Source organism: Paraburkholderia sp. BL6665CI2N2 (assembly GCF_004366535.1).
Lineage (GTDB): Bacteria > Pseudomonadota > Gammaproteobacteria > Burkholderiales > Burkholderiaceae > Paraburkholderia.
Window position 1 is genome coordinate 7,252,099 of record NZ_SORC01000001.1, and the last position, 14,999, is coordinate 7,267,097.

General features: G+C 60.2%; 14 protein-coding genes. 7 read left to right on the forward strand and 7 right to left on the reverse strand.

The features are described from left to right. Positions 1 to 12 precede the first annotated feature (12 nt). Together B0G81_RS32475 and B0G81_RS32480 are read right to left on the reverse strand one after the other, a co-directional pair. Positions 13 to 1,410 (reverse strand): MdtA/MuxA family multidrug efflux RND transporter periplasmic adaptor subunit, encoded by a 1,398-nt coding sequence (locus tag B0G81_RS32475; RefSeq protein WP_134141065.1) that lies wholly within the window; start codon positions 1,408 to 1,410, stop codon positions 13 to 15. Positions 1,411 to 1,775: 365 nt separating this feature from the next. Beyond that, positions 1,776 to 2,612: an IclR family transcriptional regulator gene (locus tag B0G81_RS32480; protein ID WP_116142306.1), complete on the reverse strand. Its 837-nt coding sequence runs from the start codon at positions 2,610 to 2,612 to the stop codon at positions 1,776 to 1,778. Positions 2,613 to 3,354: 742 nt separating this feature from the next. On the opposite strand from B0G81_RS32480, the gene B0G81_RS32485 reads away from it, so the two are divergent. Then, positions 3,355 to 3,639 (forward strand): hypothetical protein, encoded by a 285-nt coding sequence (locus B0G81_RS32485; protein ID WP_106284525.1) that lies wholly within the window; start codon positions 3,355 to 3,357, stop codon positions 3,637 to 3,639. A gap of 34 nt (positions 3,640 to 3,673) precedes the next feature. On the opposite strand, the gene B0G81_RS32490 is transcribed toward B0G81_RS32485, so the two are convergent. Beyond that, on the reverse strand, positions 3,674 to 4,822 hold the full coding sequence (locus tag B0G81_RS32490) for an MFS transporter (RefSeq protein ID WP_134141067.1): 1,149 nt from the start codon (positions 4,820 to 4,822) through the stop codon (positions 3,674 to 3,676). Positions 4,823 to 5,410: 588 nt separating this feature from the next. On the opposite strand from B0G81_RS32490, the gene B0G81_RS32500 reads away from it, so the two are divergent. Beyond that, positions 5,411 to 6,874: a mechanosensitive ion channel family protein gene (locus B0G81_RS32500; protein ID WP_116116613.1), complete on the forward strand. Its 1,464-nt coding sequence runs from the start codon at positions 5,411 to 5,413 to the stop codon at positions 6,872 to 6,874. 287 nt (positions 6,875 to 7,161) lie between these two features. Here B0G81_RS32500 and B0G81_RS32505 read toward each other — a convergent pair whose 3' ends face one another. After that, on the reverse strand, positions 7,162 to 8,085 hold the full coding sequence (locus B0G81_RS32505; protein ID WP_134141068.1) for a LysR family transcriptional regulator: 924 nt from the start codon (positions 8,083 to 8,085) through the stop codon (positions 7,162 to 7,164). A gap of 174 nt (positions 8,086 to 8,259) precedes the next feature. Here B0G81_RS32505 and catA point away from each other — a divergent pair, with 174 nt between their 5' ends. The 5 genes from catA to benD all read left to right on the forward strand — a co-directional run bounded on the left by catA (position 8,260) and on the right by benD (position 12,985). Then, positions 8,260 to 9,195 carry a catechol 1,2-dioxygenase gene (gene catA / locus B0G81_RS32510; RefSeq protein ID WP_134141070.1) on the forward strand — a complete coding sequence of 312 codons (936 nt, stop codon included), beginning with the start codon at positions 8,260 to 8,262 and terminating at the stop codon, positions 9,193 to 9,195. Between the two features lie 112 nt (positions 9,196 to 9,307). Beyond that, on the forward strand, positions 9,308 to 10,666 hold the full coding sequence (locus tag B0G81_RS32515) for a Rieske 2Fe-2S domain-containing protein (RefSeq protein ID WP_134141072.1): 1,359 nt from the start codon (positions 9,308 to 9,310) through the stop codon (positions 10,664 to 10,666). Further along, entirely contained in the window at positions 10,663 to 11,151 is a 489-nt protein-coding gene (benB, locus tag B0G81_RS32520) for a benzoate 1,2-dioxygenase small subunit (RefSeq protein ID WP_134141074.1), read from the forward strand. The genes B0G81_RS32515 and benB overlap by 4 nt, the downstream gene beginning before the upstream one ends. Positions 11,152 to 11,189: 38 nt before the next feature. Continuing rightward, positions 11,190 to 12,212 carry a benzoate 1,2-dioxygenase electron transfer component BenC gene (gene benC / locus B0G81_RS32525; protein WP_134141076.1) on the forward strand — a complete coding sequence of 341 codons (1,023 nt, stop codon included), beginning with the start codon at positions 11,190 to 11,192 and terminating at the stop codon, positions 12,210 to 12,212. Continuing rightward, on the forward strand, positions 12,209 to 12,985 hold the full coding sequence (gene benD / locus B0G81_RS32530) for a benzoate diol dehydrogenase BenD (protein WP_134141078.1): 777 nt from the start codon (positions 12,209 to 12,211) through the stop codon (positions 12,983 to 12,985). The genes benC and benD overlap by 4 nt, the downstream gene beginning before the upstream one ends. 34 nt (positions 12,986 to 13,019) lie before the next feature. On the opposite strand, the gene B0G81_RS44185 is transcribed toward benD, so the two are convergent. From B0G81_RS44185 to B0G81_RS32550, 3 genes are all read right to left on the reverse strand, one after another. Further along, entirely contained in the window at positions 13,020 to 13,442 is a 423-nt protein-coding gene (locus B0G81_RS44185) for a hypothetical protein (protein ID WP_208328574.1), read from the reverse strand. Positions 13,443 to 13,560: 118 nt separating this feature from the next. After that, the gene (locus B0G81_RS43905; protein WP_166679091.1) at positions 13,561 to 13,761 is read right to left on the reverse strand and encodes a hypothetical protein; all 201 of its coding nucleotides are present in this window, start codon (positions 13,759 to 13,761) and stop codon (positions 13,561 to 13,563) included. Between the two features lie 396 nt (positions 13,762 to 14,157). Continuing rightward, positions 14,158 to 14,442 (reverse strand): hypothetical protein, encoded by a 285-nt coding sequence (locus B0G81_RS32550; protein WP_134141080.1) that lies wholly within the window; start codon positions 14,440 to 14,442, stop codon positions 14,158 to 14,160. Positions 14,443 to 14,999 lie beyond the last annotated feature (557 nt).

Here is a 14,999-nt window from a genome sequence, read left to right on the forward strand (position 1 = left end):
AGTGCCGTGCCTTTATTGCGAGGCTTGCGCCGCGTGTTTGCCATGATGCGCGTGGGCGCCGGATGCGCCCGACGCAGCGGCCGCGCCACGGGCGCCCGAGGCGCCTGAGGCACCACGAGGCTTGTCGGCCGGAATCGTGATTTTCGCGCCTTCCTTCAGACGGTCCGAACCGTCGATCACGACGCGCTCGCCGACGGCCAGGCCGGACTTGATGCTGGTGCGCTCGCCATCCACGGGGCCGAGCTTGACCGGGCGCACCGTCACGGTGTTATCCGCCTTCACGACGTACACGAACGGGCCCATCGAACCGTTGAGCACCGCCGGCGTCGGCACGATCACCGCGTCCTTGATCGTATCGACCAGCAGGCGCGCATTCACGAACTGATTCGGGAACAGCAGGTTCTTGCTGTTCTGGAAGATCGCGCGCAGCTTGACCGTGCCGGTGGTGGTGTCGATCTGGTTGTCCAGCGTTTCGAGCATGCCGCCTTCGAGCGACGTGGTGTTGCTGCGGTCATACGCGGTGACCGAGAGCTTCGCGCCCGACTGGGTCTGCTGGATGATCTGCTGAAGGTTGTCTTCAGAGGTCGTGAAGATCACGCTGATCGGCTGCAGTTGCGTAATTACGACGATGCCGTTGGTCAGGCTCGGCGTGACGTAATTGCCCGGATCGACCTGGCGCAGACCGACGCGTCCCGACACCGGCGCGGTGATGCGCGCGTAGACGAGGTCGAGCTTGTAGGTGTCGATATTGGCTTTGTCGGACTTCACCGTGCCTTCGTATTGACGCACCAGCGAGGCCTGCGTGTCCACCTGCTGGCTCGCGATGGAGTCTTGCGAGAGCAGCGTCTGATAACGCTTCAGGTCGAGGCGGGCGGTTTGCAGCAGAGCCTCGTCGCGGGCGAGCGTGCCTTGCGCGTTATCCAGCGAGATCTGGTAGGGGCGGGGGTCGATCTGGGCCAGCACGTCGCCCTTCCTGACCATCTGGCCTTCCTTGAAATACACGTCCTGCAACACGCCGCTCAATTGCGGCAGCACGGTGACGTTGGCCAGCGGCGTGACCGTGCCGAGTGCGGTCAGCACCACAGGCATTTCGCCCTGGGTCGCGGCCGCCACGTGAACGGGCTGCGGCATATTGCCCATCGCTGCACCGCGTCCAGCGCGCCCGGCGCGGGCGCCGCTCGCATCGCCCGCGCTCGCTGCGCCGCCGGGACTGCCCCACGGATGCCAGCGCCACAGCACGACCCCGAGGATGACCAGTGCGGCGATGATCAGCGCGATATTGCGGCCGCGATGCCGCTTCACCATGCCTGGCGGCGGGTTCGGTGTGCCGGTGGGGCCGCTGCGGGAGGACGGTTGGGAAGCCGGAGGAACAGGGCGTGTGGTTTCCGAATGCTGTTGTTGTTCGTCCATCGGTTCGGTCAGGTGACTGGCTTGGATGTGAGCCGCGTGCGCGTTCGCGCCGTTTCGACAGTTCGGCGGAGCGGCACGCGAATGGCATGACAGGCGGTTTCGACAACGGGTGCACCGCGCTCGTTCCGCGCGATCCTACCCAAGGCGCGGGACAGCGATGTTAGCGCAATGCGGCGTCGAAACAGGCGGCCGGAACGTTATCGAAGGAGAAAACCGCAAGCCGGGCGCGCGTCTCGCGACAGGAAGGCATGATCCTACGTCGCGGACTCTGTAACAGTCCACCCGCGTATTTTTCTGTTGATTACGAAGGTTACAGGATTGCTTGCAAAAGCCTCCGCCGCTCGCCGGCGAGCCCTGCGGCCGCTTCAGGTATCCAGGCGGCGCCCCGGCGTGCCGCCGATCTCCAGCACGATTCTCGCGACGCACTCGAGCAGCGCCGGGGCGGCTCGCGAGATCAACCAGTCGCGTGGGCATTGGTCGGCTGAACCGCCGCAATTGACCGCATAGCGTTCGCCCGACGGTCCTGTGAAACCGAGTGCGATCGCGTTGAGTCCGTCGTGCCATTCGCCCGTTGCAATCGCGAAGCCGCGCTCGACGGTTTCCTGCAATGCGCTGTCGAGCCGGCTGCTGAGGTGGCCCCAGTCGTCGCCTTCAGCTGCCTGCAAGCCGATCAGCAATTTTTCCCGCTCCGGTGCTTCGAGCGCGGCCAGATAGGCGCGGCCGACGGCGGTGCGGCTCAGATTCATGCGCGAGCCAATCTCAAGGCGTGACACCAGCACTGCCGAACGCGGCCGGATCGCGTCGATCACCACCATGTCGAGGCGGTCGCGCACGGCCAGATGAACGGACAACGCCGTGCGTTCGGCCAGCTCGATCAGGAACGGCCGCGCGCGAGCGCGGATATCGAAGTTGCGCAGGAAGCCGTTGCTCAGCTCGAGCACCGACGAGGTCAGCACGAAACGCTCGCTGTCGGGCAGCCGGAACAGAAAGCCCGCGCTGACCAGCGTCGCGGTGATGCGCGAGACGGTGGGCTTGGGAATGCCGGTCAGTTCGGTCAGTTCGCGGTTGCTGAGCGGCGCGTCCGCGGCGGCGACCGAGCGCAGCACGGTCAGGCCGCGCGCGAGGGCGGTGACTTCGTCGCCGGAGCCGTCTTTGTCTCTGGTCGGGTCCGCGGCAGCTTGGGAGCGCGTGGGTCGGTTCATGTGTTTTTTTGGAACTTTATTTCAATTTCTTTCTTCGTAGGCCAAGCTGGAGCCCTCTCTCAAAGCGCCGGCGGCGGCCCCAACATGGGGCATCGAAGTGATTTTTCATCGGAAGATTCATTGTATCGGAATATTTTTCCGCCACGAACGAAGCCTCTTTAGATTTTGCTTGACTTAGTCAGCATAACCATAAAAAATGGAATCTCATTTCGAAAGACGGTTTCAGGTTCCGCATTTTGAAGTTCCGAACCTGCCGTGGCCCGCACAATGTCTGTGCCGAGTGTCTTCTCATAGTCCACCGTAACGGTCTGCGCGCTCTGTACAGGCGCCGCATCGCAGGCCCAACTTTCGAATACCGTCTCTCAGGTTCTAGCACGGCCCTCGGAATGGCTAGAACTTTTTAAGGCGTCACGGCAACGTGACGCCTTTTTTTTTCGTATGAGCGCACACAAAGTTTGCTTCCGGAAGCTCTTCCAATTCTCTACCACGCATCCTTCCAGTGGGCGCTGGTGAACTTCAACTACACAACGCAGCCGCCGGTCCAGCTCGGTGAGCGTGTTCATGTCTCGCGCGACTCCCTGAGCGTGTCGTAATCAGCCTCTAAAACCGGCGAGATTTTCCGATTACCGCCTGTTACAGAATTGACAATCCGGCTGCACCTGCTACGGCTTGGCCCCCCTACAATCCGCCTCGTTCGTCGTTGTCTGGCATCCGCCAGAACCGGGCAGGACTGGAGAACTTCATGAAGCGCGCTACCCTTTTTCTCGCGGTGGGAATTCCCGCTGCCTGTGCGTCCAGCGCGGCTTTCGCTCACGCGGACATCGGCGTTTATCTGGGCGTTCCTGGTCCCATGTATGTCGCGCCACCCCCGGTCGTGTACGAGGCGCCGCCGCCAGTGGTCTACGCGCCGGCCCCGGTCTATGGCTACGGATACCGCTATGAAGGCGACTACGGCGACGAGCGCCGATGGCATGACCACGGTCGGCACCGTGGATGGGAACACCATCGCCATGAAGACGACGACTGATTTGTCACTCGCGGCTCGTCAAGTAGCCGCCAGGTCATGTCCTGCTGTCGCGTGTCAATGGCCGGGTCGCCAGCGCGAACAGCGTTGCGATACAGAATCCCGCCCCGGCATAGAACGTCGTACTCGCTCCGAAGCGGTCCCAGAGTTGACCGGCAACGACACTGGCGACAAGCATCGCTAGTCCGCTCATCAGGTTGAAGAAGCCGAATGCAGTGCCCTTCAGCTCGGGCGGTGCCGATTGCGCGACCATGGTCGCCAGCAGACCTTGAGTCAACCCCATATGCAGCCCCCAGAGGGCTACCCCGAATATCACAACCGGCCATGAGTTGCCATGAGCCAGCACGATGTCAGATGCGACGAGCACCAGAATGCCGGCGGCCAACAGCCTGGTGTGACTCATCGAGTCAGCCAGTTTTCCGAATGGGTACGCCGACAGCGAGTACACGACATTCATTGCCACCATGACGAGAGGCACGAGGGCTATCGGGATACCACCCTGCATCGCACGCAACACCAGGAAGGCTTCGCTGAAGCGTGCGAGCGTGAAGACTGCACCGACACCGACGACCCACCAATAAGGCCCGCTGAGTTTCTTCAGGCTGTCGAGCTTAATCGGGTTGACGCGCTTTGCTCCCGGCTGCCGTGCAGGTTCCCTGATACCGAAAGCGAGTAACGCTACGGCAACAAGTCCCGGCGCCACCGCGACCCAGAATACCCGACGGAAGTTGTCCGCCCACAACAGCATCAGGGCGACCGCGAGCAACGGTCCAACAAAGGCGCCGATTGTGTCGAGCGATTGCCGCAGGCCATAGGCCACGCCACGCAGATGGGCGGGAGTGATGTCAGCCACGAGCGCGTCGCGCGGCGCACCCCGAATGCCTTTTCCCACCCGGTCGACCACACGTGCCGTCAATACGATGCCCGCGGTGGGCGCCAGCGCAAACAGTGGCTTGCTTAACTCTCCCATGCCGTATCCGATGACCGCGAGCCACTTCCGGTTACCAAGGTAGTCGCTCAGCGCCCCTGAAAACACCTTGACGATGGGCGAAGCCGCCTCTGCCGCGCCTTCAATCAGGCCGACCATCGTGGCGCTCGCACCGAGACTTGTCACGAGGAACATCGGCAGAAGGCTATGGATGATTTCGGACGAGATGTCCATGAACATGCTGACGAAGCCCAGCATCCAGATGCCGCGTGGGATCTGGCTGAGCGTACTGGCACGCGGGGGGGAATCTGTCTGCACGTGTCCTCGGATGAGTAATGGACTGTGTCGATCCCAGTATTGTCACACCGCCGGGCAATGGTGATAAACGCAATCAGCCCGAGAGACACACGGCACAGTCAGGGCGGGAGTTCTCGGACTCTGACCCGCCCGCTGTGTCATGATGGCAAGTGTGACAATGCAAACGCGTGGTCACCTGACCCGGAGCACGCACCGGAATTACTGAGAACACTCGCCGAATATCTGGAGCGGTCGCTCGATAAAGCCACGAGCGTAGCGATGATGCGACACACGGCCAGTGCCAGGGCCGATTATCCAGGCGACCCTGCAGGTCCGAGCGAAGCCCTGAAAACAGATTGGCACGATTGCAACTTCGCTCGCAAACGACATGCTCGAATGGACCTCTTCGGATGCGAATCATCTGCATATCGGCGGCAGGGGTCTTTTCCGCAGATTAGCCGCAAGTCATCACTCGCAAGTTGAACCTGCAGCGGTTGTGAGTCGTAGACGAAGAGATATCCTCCCAAGGTCGCCTGCTGAGGAACGTCTGTGAAATATCCACTGATTCTGGGATTCGGTATCGTCGCTCTCGACATCATCGTGTGGCGTTTCCGACTCCCTGCGCATGAGTTGGCTCGGCTCCTGATACGGCTTACGCTTTTTTCGGTGTTGAGCTGGGTACTTTTCGCGTCCGGCCTGAGCCCATTCACCCAGGCGCCCTACGCGGACGCCGTCGAATTGCACTGGGTCGGGCAGGTGCTTGAAATAATCTGGTGGCTGATGGCAGCGCGTCTGCTTACGCTTTCGCTCGATACGCTGCTACTACCAAGCGCCTGGCGACGGCAGCGGCTATTCTCGGACGTATTCGGCGCGGTGGTATTCCTCGCTGCGGTCGTGGCCGCCCTTGGGTTTGTCCTCGAGCTGCCGGTGCGCGGCCTCGTTGCTACGTCGGGTGCCCTCGCCATTGTGCTTGGCCTCGCAATCCAGAGCACACTCAGCGACGTCTTTGCGGGAATCGTACTCAATACCACGGAGCCGTATTCTGTTGGCGACTGGGTGGAGATTGACGATGTTGAAGGCAAGGTCGTCGAGATGAACTGGCGCGCCACGCATCTGCTGACCGGTCAGGGCAACACCCTTATTGTTCCCAATGCCGTCGCCGCAAAGGCAAAAATATCCAACAACAGCAGGCCGACGAATGTTCACGGCCTCTCGCTGGTCCTGGAGATTGAGCCGGAGGCACGGCCGAAGACCGTGCTCGACGCCTTGAGCCGCGCCCTGACCGGGTGCAACGCCATCCTTGACGTTCCCGCTCCCTCCGCTCGCATGAAACGCACCACGTTGAACTCGGTGCAATACGAGGTGGTTGGCTTTGTCGACGATATGTCCAAAAAACTATCTGCATCTAACGAGCTTTTCGATCTCTGTTATCGGCATCTCGCGGCATCAGGTGTGGCACTGCGTGCACTGGGGATGCCCGCGCCAACCGCTACCGCACATGACGCCAAGGAAGCACTTCTAAAACGAGTGAATCTATTCGAAAGCCTGACAAGCGATGAAGTCACACGGCTTGCAGCGCGACTTTCCAGACACGAATACCAGGCTAATCAACAGGTCCTGGCGTCTGAAACGGTCCCGGATAGTCTGTCCATTGTCCACTCCGGCGTACTGGCCGTTACCTATACTGAGTCGTCTGGCGCGCGTGAAATTGCCCGTATCGGGCCGGATGAAACATTTGGCGAAACGGGGCTGCTCGCCGGACTTCCTATGCACGTTTCCATTGCGACACTTACCCCTTGCCTGCTATATCAGGTAAGCAAGGAGGATATGACTTCGTTCCTGAAGGAGCATCCGCAAGTGGCGAAGCAGATGTGTGAACTGCTGGCCTATCGTCAGAATGCAATCAGCAAGCTGATGACACCGATTCCTGCGGAGCAGGAGACAGACCATTCAGTTTTCCAGTGGCTTTTCGACAAGGTTCGGCAACTGCACTCTCTGCGTAACGATTCGTGAGTCCCTTCGTCGCACACGGAAAATAGGTTTCCACTTCAGGAAGCTGCGCTATAGGCAAGACGTTTTCCCGGTCGAGCACTCCGGTAATCTTCTAATCTGTGTAACCGTATGCGTGAGATTTTGTTGTGCGGCTCTGAATATCTCGAGGGTAGTCGACCAACCGCCGCAGGCATTTCGTCGCAACGCGCGCATATTGGAGTAAAGGGGTTGCTGAAGTATCGCGTGCCCAATAACGGGCTGTCGGACACCGTCGACGTCTGCTCCCAAACCCCGGTGCATGGCGGATATCACCGCCCCGAATCGTTACGGGGTGCAAAGCTTATCTTTTCCTCCTCGTACAGCCGATAGATGAGTTCAAGCATTTCCCGAATGTCGCGCGACTCGTCGAGCGCACGCATGCTCATGATGATTGGCGATACCAGAGTAGGGTCGTCCAGTTCCTTGTAGCTCACATCGTCGCGCTTCAGGCCGTACACGCTACTTGGAACGACAGAAATGCCTTCCCCCGCTGCTACGAGGCCTAGCGCAATCTGCAACTCCCGCACTTCATAGATCCGGCGCGGCTTGAGACCGCGGTCTTCGAATGCCGACAGCACCTGGTCTGCATAACTGGGGCGCGGCGCCTTAGGGAAAATAATCAGCGTTTCGTTGACCAGGTCGCTGAGAGCGAGGACGGGTTTGGCTAGTGAGAGTGGATGGCCCTCCGGGAATGCAACGATCATCTTCTCCTCGCGAAGAATCACCCGGCGGATGTTGGCGTCCTCGTGCCGAATACGACCGAACCCGACATCGATCTGACCGTCTTTTAGCGCTCGGATCTGGTCCATTGTCGACATCTCGTGAAGGCTGAGTTCGACGGTAGTGTTCTCGTCGCGGAAGCGCCGGATGATTTTGGGCAGCATTCCATACAACGTCGAACCCACGAAACCGACAGAGAGGCTGCGCTCGATGTTACCCACGCGCCGCGTCATGGATTCGAGTTCGGACGTCTGGGCCAGTAACTGCACGGCGTGCGCATAGAAGAACTTACCCGTCTCGGTGAGCTTCAACGGACGCGAATCACGCTGAAATAGCTGCACCTCGAGTAGCTCTTCGAGCTGCTGGATCTGCCGGCTCAAAGGCGGTTGCGCCATGTTGAGCCGCTGTGCCGCGCGCGTGAAATTGCGTTCCTCGGCTACGGCGACGAAATAGCGAAGATGCCGCAGTTCCATGTCAATACCTCACAGATATAGACCGATACCAAATCAGTGTTGGACGGCGCCTTCCCGGGTCAATTATTCTGCATTCACACTCTGTTTCAGCACTCATTATACCTCTCAGGCATATTCTGGAGGGCGCTAAACCGAGGGTTTACCCGATCAGAAAATAGAGATTCAGGAGAAGACATGAGCGTCAAAGTGTTCGATACGAAGGAGGTGCAAGACCTGCTGAAGGCCGCTACCAACGTGGGTAGCCAGGACGGCGGTGCTCGCGCAAAGCAGATAGTCAATCGACTGCTCGGCGACCTGTTCAAGGCCATCGACGACCTCGACATGACGCCCGACGAAATCTGGGCCGGCGTCCACTACTTCAACAAGCTCGGCCAGGACGGCGAAGCCGCGCTGCTGGCTGCCGGCCTCGGTCTGGAGAAATACCTCGACATCCGCATGGACGCGGAGGATAAGGCGGCTGAAATTACTGGCGGCACGCCGCGTACCATCGAAGGTCCGCTGTATGTCGCCGGTGCGCCGGTGCGCGATGGCGTGGCGAAAATCGATATCGATCCGGACGATGACGCCGGCCCACTGGTTATCCGCGGCACGGTAACCGGCCCGGATGGCGAGCCCGTAGCGGGCGCGTTGGTCGAATGCTGGCACGCGAACTCGAAAGGCTTCTATTCGCACTTCGACCCGACCGGCGCGCAGAGCGACTTCAATCTTCGCGGCGCCGTCGGCACCGGCTCCGACGGCAAGTACGAGTTCCGTACGCTCATGCCAGTCGGCTATGGCTGTCCGCCGCATGGCGCGACCCAGCAACTGCTGGACGTGCTCGGCCGCCATGGCAACCGCCCCGCGCATGTGCATTTCTTCGTCACCTCGGACAAGTCCCGCAAGCTGACGACGCAAATCAACATCGAGGGTGATCCGTTGATCTGGGACGACTTCGCTTACGCCACTCGCGAAGATCTGATTCCCCACGTGGTTGAAAAGACCGGCGGCATTGCGCTGGGAATGAAGACCGATGCGTATAAGGAAATCCAGTTCGACATCGAGTTGACTCCGCTGATTCAGGGCAAGGATAACCAGCTCGTGCATCGTCTGCGGGCGTCTGCCAACGCCTGAGCGCTGAACGCGGCCGCTGCGTCGTACCACTGCTGCCGCCCAATCCTTCGCAAGAATCTTTCGACACCGATGCGCGTGCTCCATGAGCTGAAGCACGCGTAGGAGAGCACTCATGTCCGCAACTTTCGACAAAACTTCGCAACTCGATGAACTGCTGCACACCGCGGTTCAGGACGACAAACAAAACGGCGTATTCCGTTGCCGCCGCGACATCTTCACGAACGCTGAATTGTTCGAGCTCGAAATGAAGCACATTTTCGAGAGCAACTGGGTCTATCTCGCGCATGAAAGCCAGATTCCCAATAACAACGACTACTACACCGCCTGGATTGGCCGTCAGCCTGTCGTGGTCACTCGTGACAAAAGCGGCGAACTGCACGCGGTCATCAATGCCTGCGCGCACAAGGGCGCGATGCTGTGCCGTAAAAAGCACGGCAACAAAGGCACTTTCACGTGTCCTTTCCACGGCTGGAGCTTCGCCAACACCGGCAAGCTGCTGAAAGTGAAAGACGTGAAGACCACCGAATATCCGGTGCAATTCAATACCAACGGTTCGCATGATCTGAAAAAAGTCGCACGTTTCCAGAGCTATCGCGGCTTCCTGTTCGGCACGCTCAACGCGGACGCGATTCCGCTCGAGGACTACCTGGGCGAGACCCGGGTCATCATCGATCAGATCGTCGACCAGGCTCCGGACGGGCTGGAAGTGTTGCGCGGCAATTCCTCGTATATCTACGACGGCAACTGGAAGATGCAGATGGAGAACGGCTGCGACGGCTACCACGTCAGCACCGTGCACTGGAATTACGCCGCCACGATGGACCGGCGCAAGGTCGAGGGCACCAAGGCCGTGGATGCAAATAGTTGGAGCAAGTCGGTCGCCGGCGTGTACGGGTTCGAGCACGGCCACATTCTGCTGTGGACCAGGACGATGAACCCGGAAGTGCGACCCGTCTATCAATACCGCGACGAAATCAAGGCACGCGTGGGCGAGGTGAAGGCGGACTTCATCGTCAACCAGACGCGCAATCTTTGTCTGTATCCGAACGTGTTTTTGATGGACCAGTTCAGCACGCAGATTCGCGTCGTACGTCCGATCAGCGTGGATAAGACCGAAGTCAGCATCTTCTGTTTCGCGCCGAAGGGCGAGAGCGCATCCGACCGGGCTACGCGCATTCGCCAGTACGAAGACTTCTTCAACGTCTCGGGCATGGGCACCGCGGATGACCTCGAAGAATTCCGTGCCTGCCAGGCGGGTTATGCCGGCACCACTGCAATGTGGAACGACCTGTCGCGCGGCGCGCCGCTGTGGGTCGAAGGGGCCGACACGAACGCAAAAAATATGGGTCTGAAACCGCGCATTTCAGGCGAGCGAAGCGAAGACGAAGGCCTGTTTGTGTGTCAGCACGAGTACTGGGTCCATGTGATGCGCGACGCACTCAGGAAGGAACGAGGGGAGGCTTTGGCATGAGCTTCGATCACCAGAAAATTTGCGCCGCGCTGTTCCGCGAAGCGCGCCTGCTCGACGACCGTCAATGGGACGACTGGCTTGCCTGCTATACCGAGGACGTGACGTACTGGATGCCGGCGTGGGATGACGATGACCAACTCACCGACGACCACGAGAGTCAGATTTCGCTGATGTTTTACCCGGACCGTGGCGGCCTGGAAGATCGTGTGTTCCGTATCAAGACCGAGCGCAGCAGTGCCTCGATGCCGGAACCGCGAACCAGTCACAACGTGACCAATGTGGAAGTGCTGGCCGAGCGCGAGAACGAAGTGGACGTGCGCTACAACTTCAACACGCTCAGCCACCGTTATAAAACCACCGACCAGTTTTTCGGCACGATGTTCGTCACTCTGCGCAAGGTCAACAATGAACTGTTGATCTGCTACAAGCGCATCGTATTGAAGGACGACTACATCCGTCAGGTACTCGACGTCTATCACGTTTGAGCGCAAACACCGCGGAAATGAGAAGTACAGGAGGCAAGATGTCCAGCTACAACATTGCACTGAATTTTGAAGACGGCGTGACCCGCTTCGTGACATGCAAGGCGGGGGAGAAGGTGCTCGACGCCGCCTTCCGCGCAAAAATCAATCTGCCGATGGATTGCTCCGACGGCGTGTGCGGCACCTGCAAGTGCCGCGCGGAGAGTGGAAGCTACGACCTGGGCGACGACTACATTGAAGACGCGCTGAGCGACGATGAAAAGGAAGGTGGTCTCGTGCTCACCTGCCAGATGGTGCCGCAAAGCGATTGCGTCATTGCGGTGCCGGCATCTTCCACTGCATGCAAGACCGAGCAGAGCAAGTTCGCCGCGACCGTATCGAAGGTCGAAGCGCACAACGATGCGGCCATCGTGCTTGAACTGGATGTGGATGCCACCGCGCCGGTATTTCTGCCGGGCCAGTATGTCAACATCGACGTGCCTGGCAGCGGTCAGCACCGTTCGTATTCTTTTTCGTCGGCGCCGGGCGAATCGAAAATCAGTTTTCTGATCAAGAAAATTTCCGGCGGTGTGATGAGCACGTGGCTCGAATCCGCGCAGGCAGGCAACAAGGTGGAACTGACGGGACCGCTGGGCAGCTTCTATCTGCGCGCGGTTGAGAGACCCTTGCTGTTCCTCGCCGGCGGCACGGGCCTGGCACCGTTCCTTTCGATGCTTGAAGTGCTGGCTCGCACGAATTCGCAGCAGAAAGTCCATCTGATTTACGGCGTAACGCGAGACCTCGACCTCGTGCAGGTCGATGCAATCGAAACCTACCTGGCGAAGTTGCCGAACTTCACTTACAGCACGGTCGTCGCTGACACGGAGTCGACCCATCCTCGCAAAGGTTGGGTGACGCAGCATATGCCGGCGGAGGCCGTCAATGACGGCGACGTGGACGTGTACCTGTGCGGACCCCCGCCGATGGTCGACGCAGTGCGTAAGCATTTCGACGACAACGGTGTGAAGCCCAACAGCTTCCACTACGAGAAGTTCACGCCTAACGCCGCCCCGAGGACCGCATGAGCACGCAACGATTCGCCGGCAAGGTCATGGTGGTCACCGGCGCCGCGCAGGGCATCGGTCGCGCGGTGGCGCTTCGCGCAGCCGCCGAAGGCGGCAAGGTGCTGTTCGTGGATCGCGCGGAGTTCGTGGCGGAGGTCGCCGCCGAAGCGCGTGGCGCAGAAACAGCCGGGTTTGTCGCCGATCTCGAGGCGTACGAAGGCGCCGCGTCGGCGATGGCCTTCGCCGCGCGCACGTTCGGCGGCATCGACATTCTGATTAACGGCGTGGGGGGCGCGATTCGCATGCGTCCCTTCGCCGAGTTCGAGCCTGCGCAGATCGATGCGGAAATCCGCCGCTCGCTTATGCCGACGTTGTACGCATGCCATGCAGTCTTGCCGTACCTGCTCGAGCGCGGAGGCGGGACCATCGTGAACGTGTCCTCGAATGCGACTCGCGGGATCCGCCGCGTGCCGTATTCGGCGGCCAAGGGCGGTGTCAATGCGATCACGCAGTCGCTGGCGATGGAATACGCGGAGCACAACATCCGCGTAGTCGCCACTGCGCCGGGTGGGACCGATGCGCCGCCGCGACGTGTGCCGCGCAATGCTGTCGGCGACAGCGAGCAGGAAAAAATCTGGATGGGCGAAGCGGTGAAGCAGGTCACTGAATCGACCTTCCTGAAGCGCTACGGCAGCATCGACGAACAGGCCGCGCCGATCCTGTTCCTCGCCTCGGACGAGGCGGGTTATATCACCGGCACGGTGTTGCCAGTAGCCGGCGGCGACACGGGTTGATTCGTCACGCTTACCGGTCAACGGGCTCGCGCAATCAGCAGGGCAGGCGGCAACGCGCAGCTCGCGTTGTTCGCGGGAGCATCGGCTGGCGTGCCTCGTGAGACGAAGCCTCCTCGAGGCTCTCGTAAATATACATAGCGACACTGCGCCGCTGCAGCGCGTCCCTCAGTTTCATGCGAAGGAAACTGCTGGTCGTGTAACGCGTCACGTCCGAGCAATATCGGCCGACCAGGCCGTTCACCATTTCAGAATAGGCATCGATGACTTCGGGCGCGATCGTCGGCGGCGGCCGAGTCGAGGCACAGCTATTCCAGTGCCACGGCGATTTCGCTCCGTCGTAAGAGTACGCCTCTCGCGCGGTCTCTTTTCGAACCTTGTGGGAGTCGGCCGCGGGTTGCGCGAGCACATCGCGTTGCCTTTGCGCGGCGCGCTGCTCAGCACAGAACAGGTGCTTCACAGCTCACTTCCGTGCATCCGACAAACACAATCGCCCCCCAACCAGGCGGCCCGCAAATGCGCGCCGGGCAAAAGCTCGACTATCGGGCGTTTGCTCTGTCCGGCATGCAACTTGCGTATCAAATGCGCAGCATCATCAGCAAAACCTCGTCTTCGTCGCTGACTCGGCGGGTGGATGCAAACGTCCCGGCTATATTCGTTTTATTCGGGAGAGCCAGTTCACGAGCATTCGCTTTTGCAGCCAGAAATCGCAGGAGGGCTTCATGCTTCGGTCCACGCCAGTCGTCGCCAGCAAAACCGTCGGCGATGAGGAGATTCACGCTGAGTTCCTCAGCGATACGGGACGACTGCGAATCATCGGCGGCGCGACAGTGCGAGCAGAATGGTTTCCGCCGCATTCCTGGTTCGCCATTGCGTCGGTTGCGGGATACAGCCGATGGGGTACGCGGCCGGATGAGACGGACTTGCTGCGGCTCATCGAAAACTTCATGCGCTTGCCAGTGCAATTGGCGAAATGAAGAGGCGACGAGCGTAATCGGCTATTACGCCTTCCGGCTGGCCCGAGTAACGTTTTTCTGGCCCGGCAGCGGCGCGAATTGTCGGTATGTGAAGCCGGGCGCGGGCAGCGGCATTCCCACCTGAGGTAGCGCGCCATTCAAACATGTTGCCGGGCGCGCAGACGATGAACCGCCTCGCGCCGGCAAACTTTCAGGCATTCATTGCACTGTTTTATCCGGCACAGTGTTGTAGTTGGGAGTCATGCCGGGCATATCCTGATGCGCCGTGTCCGCGCTCTTGCTCATGTCGCCAGGAACCCGGTTCCAGGGACTCGAGACGGGCTCGCTGTGGTACGTCATGCCTGCGGTCGCGGCACCGTGAGCACCGCCGCCGCCAGACCCGCCATTGCCATTCCCGCCAGCCTGCGCAAGCGTCGCGGCGCACGCGCAAAGCGACACGATAGCGACACGCGCAAACAGAAGTTTCGTCGCCGACTTTTCCATGGTGATTCTCCTTTGATGCAGACGCGTGCGTCAGCCGCGCCGAAGTCTCGTATGCCGCTAAAAGCTGACCGGTTGCGCAGCGGCGATTCGCAAGCAGCTACTCCAGCGCAATCAGGGCGGACATTGGCTGCGTCCCGATGCGAGGCATGCAGATGAGTCGTGGCCCGGCACCGAAAATGACAGCGTTACGCCGAATTCGAGCGCCTGAGGTCGATTGCGTGTCCTGTTACTTCGGCATCGGCAGACGGCGCGACAGCGACGAACATAGACCCGTATTTCAAGATGTATTCCTCCAGAGTTGCCACGCGTAATCGCGCGGATCTGACTGCATATACGAGGAATACTCGCGACTGGATTCGAAAAGGGTGTGCGCCTGTTCACGCCGCGTTGCTGCGCGCCAATTCTCCTGGACGGTTACCGCGCCGCAGCGCGACCGTCATGCTCGCGCGAGGCGAGTCGAATCGTTGGCGGGACAACGCGATGTATTGTCATATTCAGTTGCTATACAGGATGGGCAATCCACGAAGGAGGTTGATTTGGACGTTCGAAAGTCAGCG

What these genes read in the sequence shown, in the direction of transcription:
- B0G81_RS32475 (WP_134141065.1), bottom strand. Translation starts at nt 1,410, where the DNA reads ATGGACGAACAACAACAGCATTCGGAAACCACACGCCCTGTTCCTCCG.
- B0G81_RS32480 (WP_116142306.1), bottom strand. Translation starts at nt 2,612, where the DNA reads ATGAACCGACCCACGCGCTCCCAAGCTGCCGCGGACCCGACCAGAGAC.
- B0G81_RS32485 (WP_106284525.1), top strand. Translation starts at nt 3,355, where the DNA reads ATGAAGCGCGCTACCCTTTTTCTCGCGGTGGGAATTCCCGCTGCCTGT.
- B0G81_RS32490 (WP_134141067.1), bottom strand. Translation starts at nt 4,822, where the DNA reads ATGCTGGGCTTCGTCAGCATGTTCATGGACATCTCGTCCGAAATCATC.
- B0G81_RS32505 (WP_134141068.1), bottom strand. Translation starts at nt 8,085, where the DNA reads ATGGAACTGCGGCATCTTCGCTATTTCGTCGCCGTAGCCGAGGAACGC.
- catA (WP_134141070.1), top strand. Translation starts at nt 8,260, where the DNA reads ATGAGCGTCAAAGTGTTCGATACGAAGGAGGTGCAAGACCTGCTGAAG.
- B0G81_RS32515 (WP_134141072.1), top strand. Translation starts at nt 9,308, where the DNA reads ATGTCCGCAACTTTCGACAAAACTTCGCAACTCGATGAACTGCTGCAC.
- benB (WP_134141074.1), top strand. Translation starts at nt 10,663, where the DNA reads ATGAGCTTCGATCACCAGAAAATTTGCGCCGCGCTGTTCCGCGAAGCG.
- benC (WP_134141076.1), top strand. Translation starts at nt 11,190, where the DNA reads ATGTCCAGCTACAACATTGCACTGAATTTTGAAGACGGCGTGACCCGC.
- benD (WP_134141078.1), top strand. Translation starts at nt 12,209, where the DNA reads ATGAGCACGCAACGATTCGCCGGCAAGGTCATGGTGGTCACCGGCGCC.
- B0G81_RS32550 (WP_134141080.1), bottom strand. Translation starts at nt 14,442, where the DNA reads ATGGAAAAGTCGGCGACGAAACTTCTGTTTGCGCGTGTCGCTATCGTG.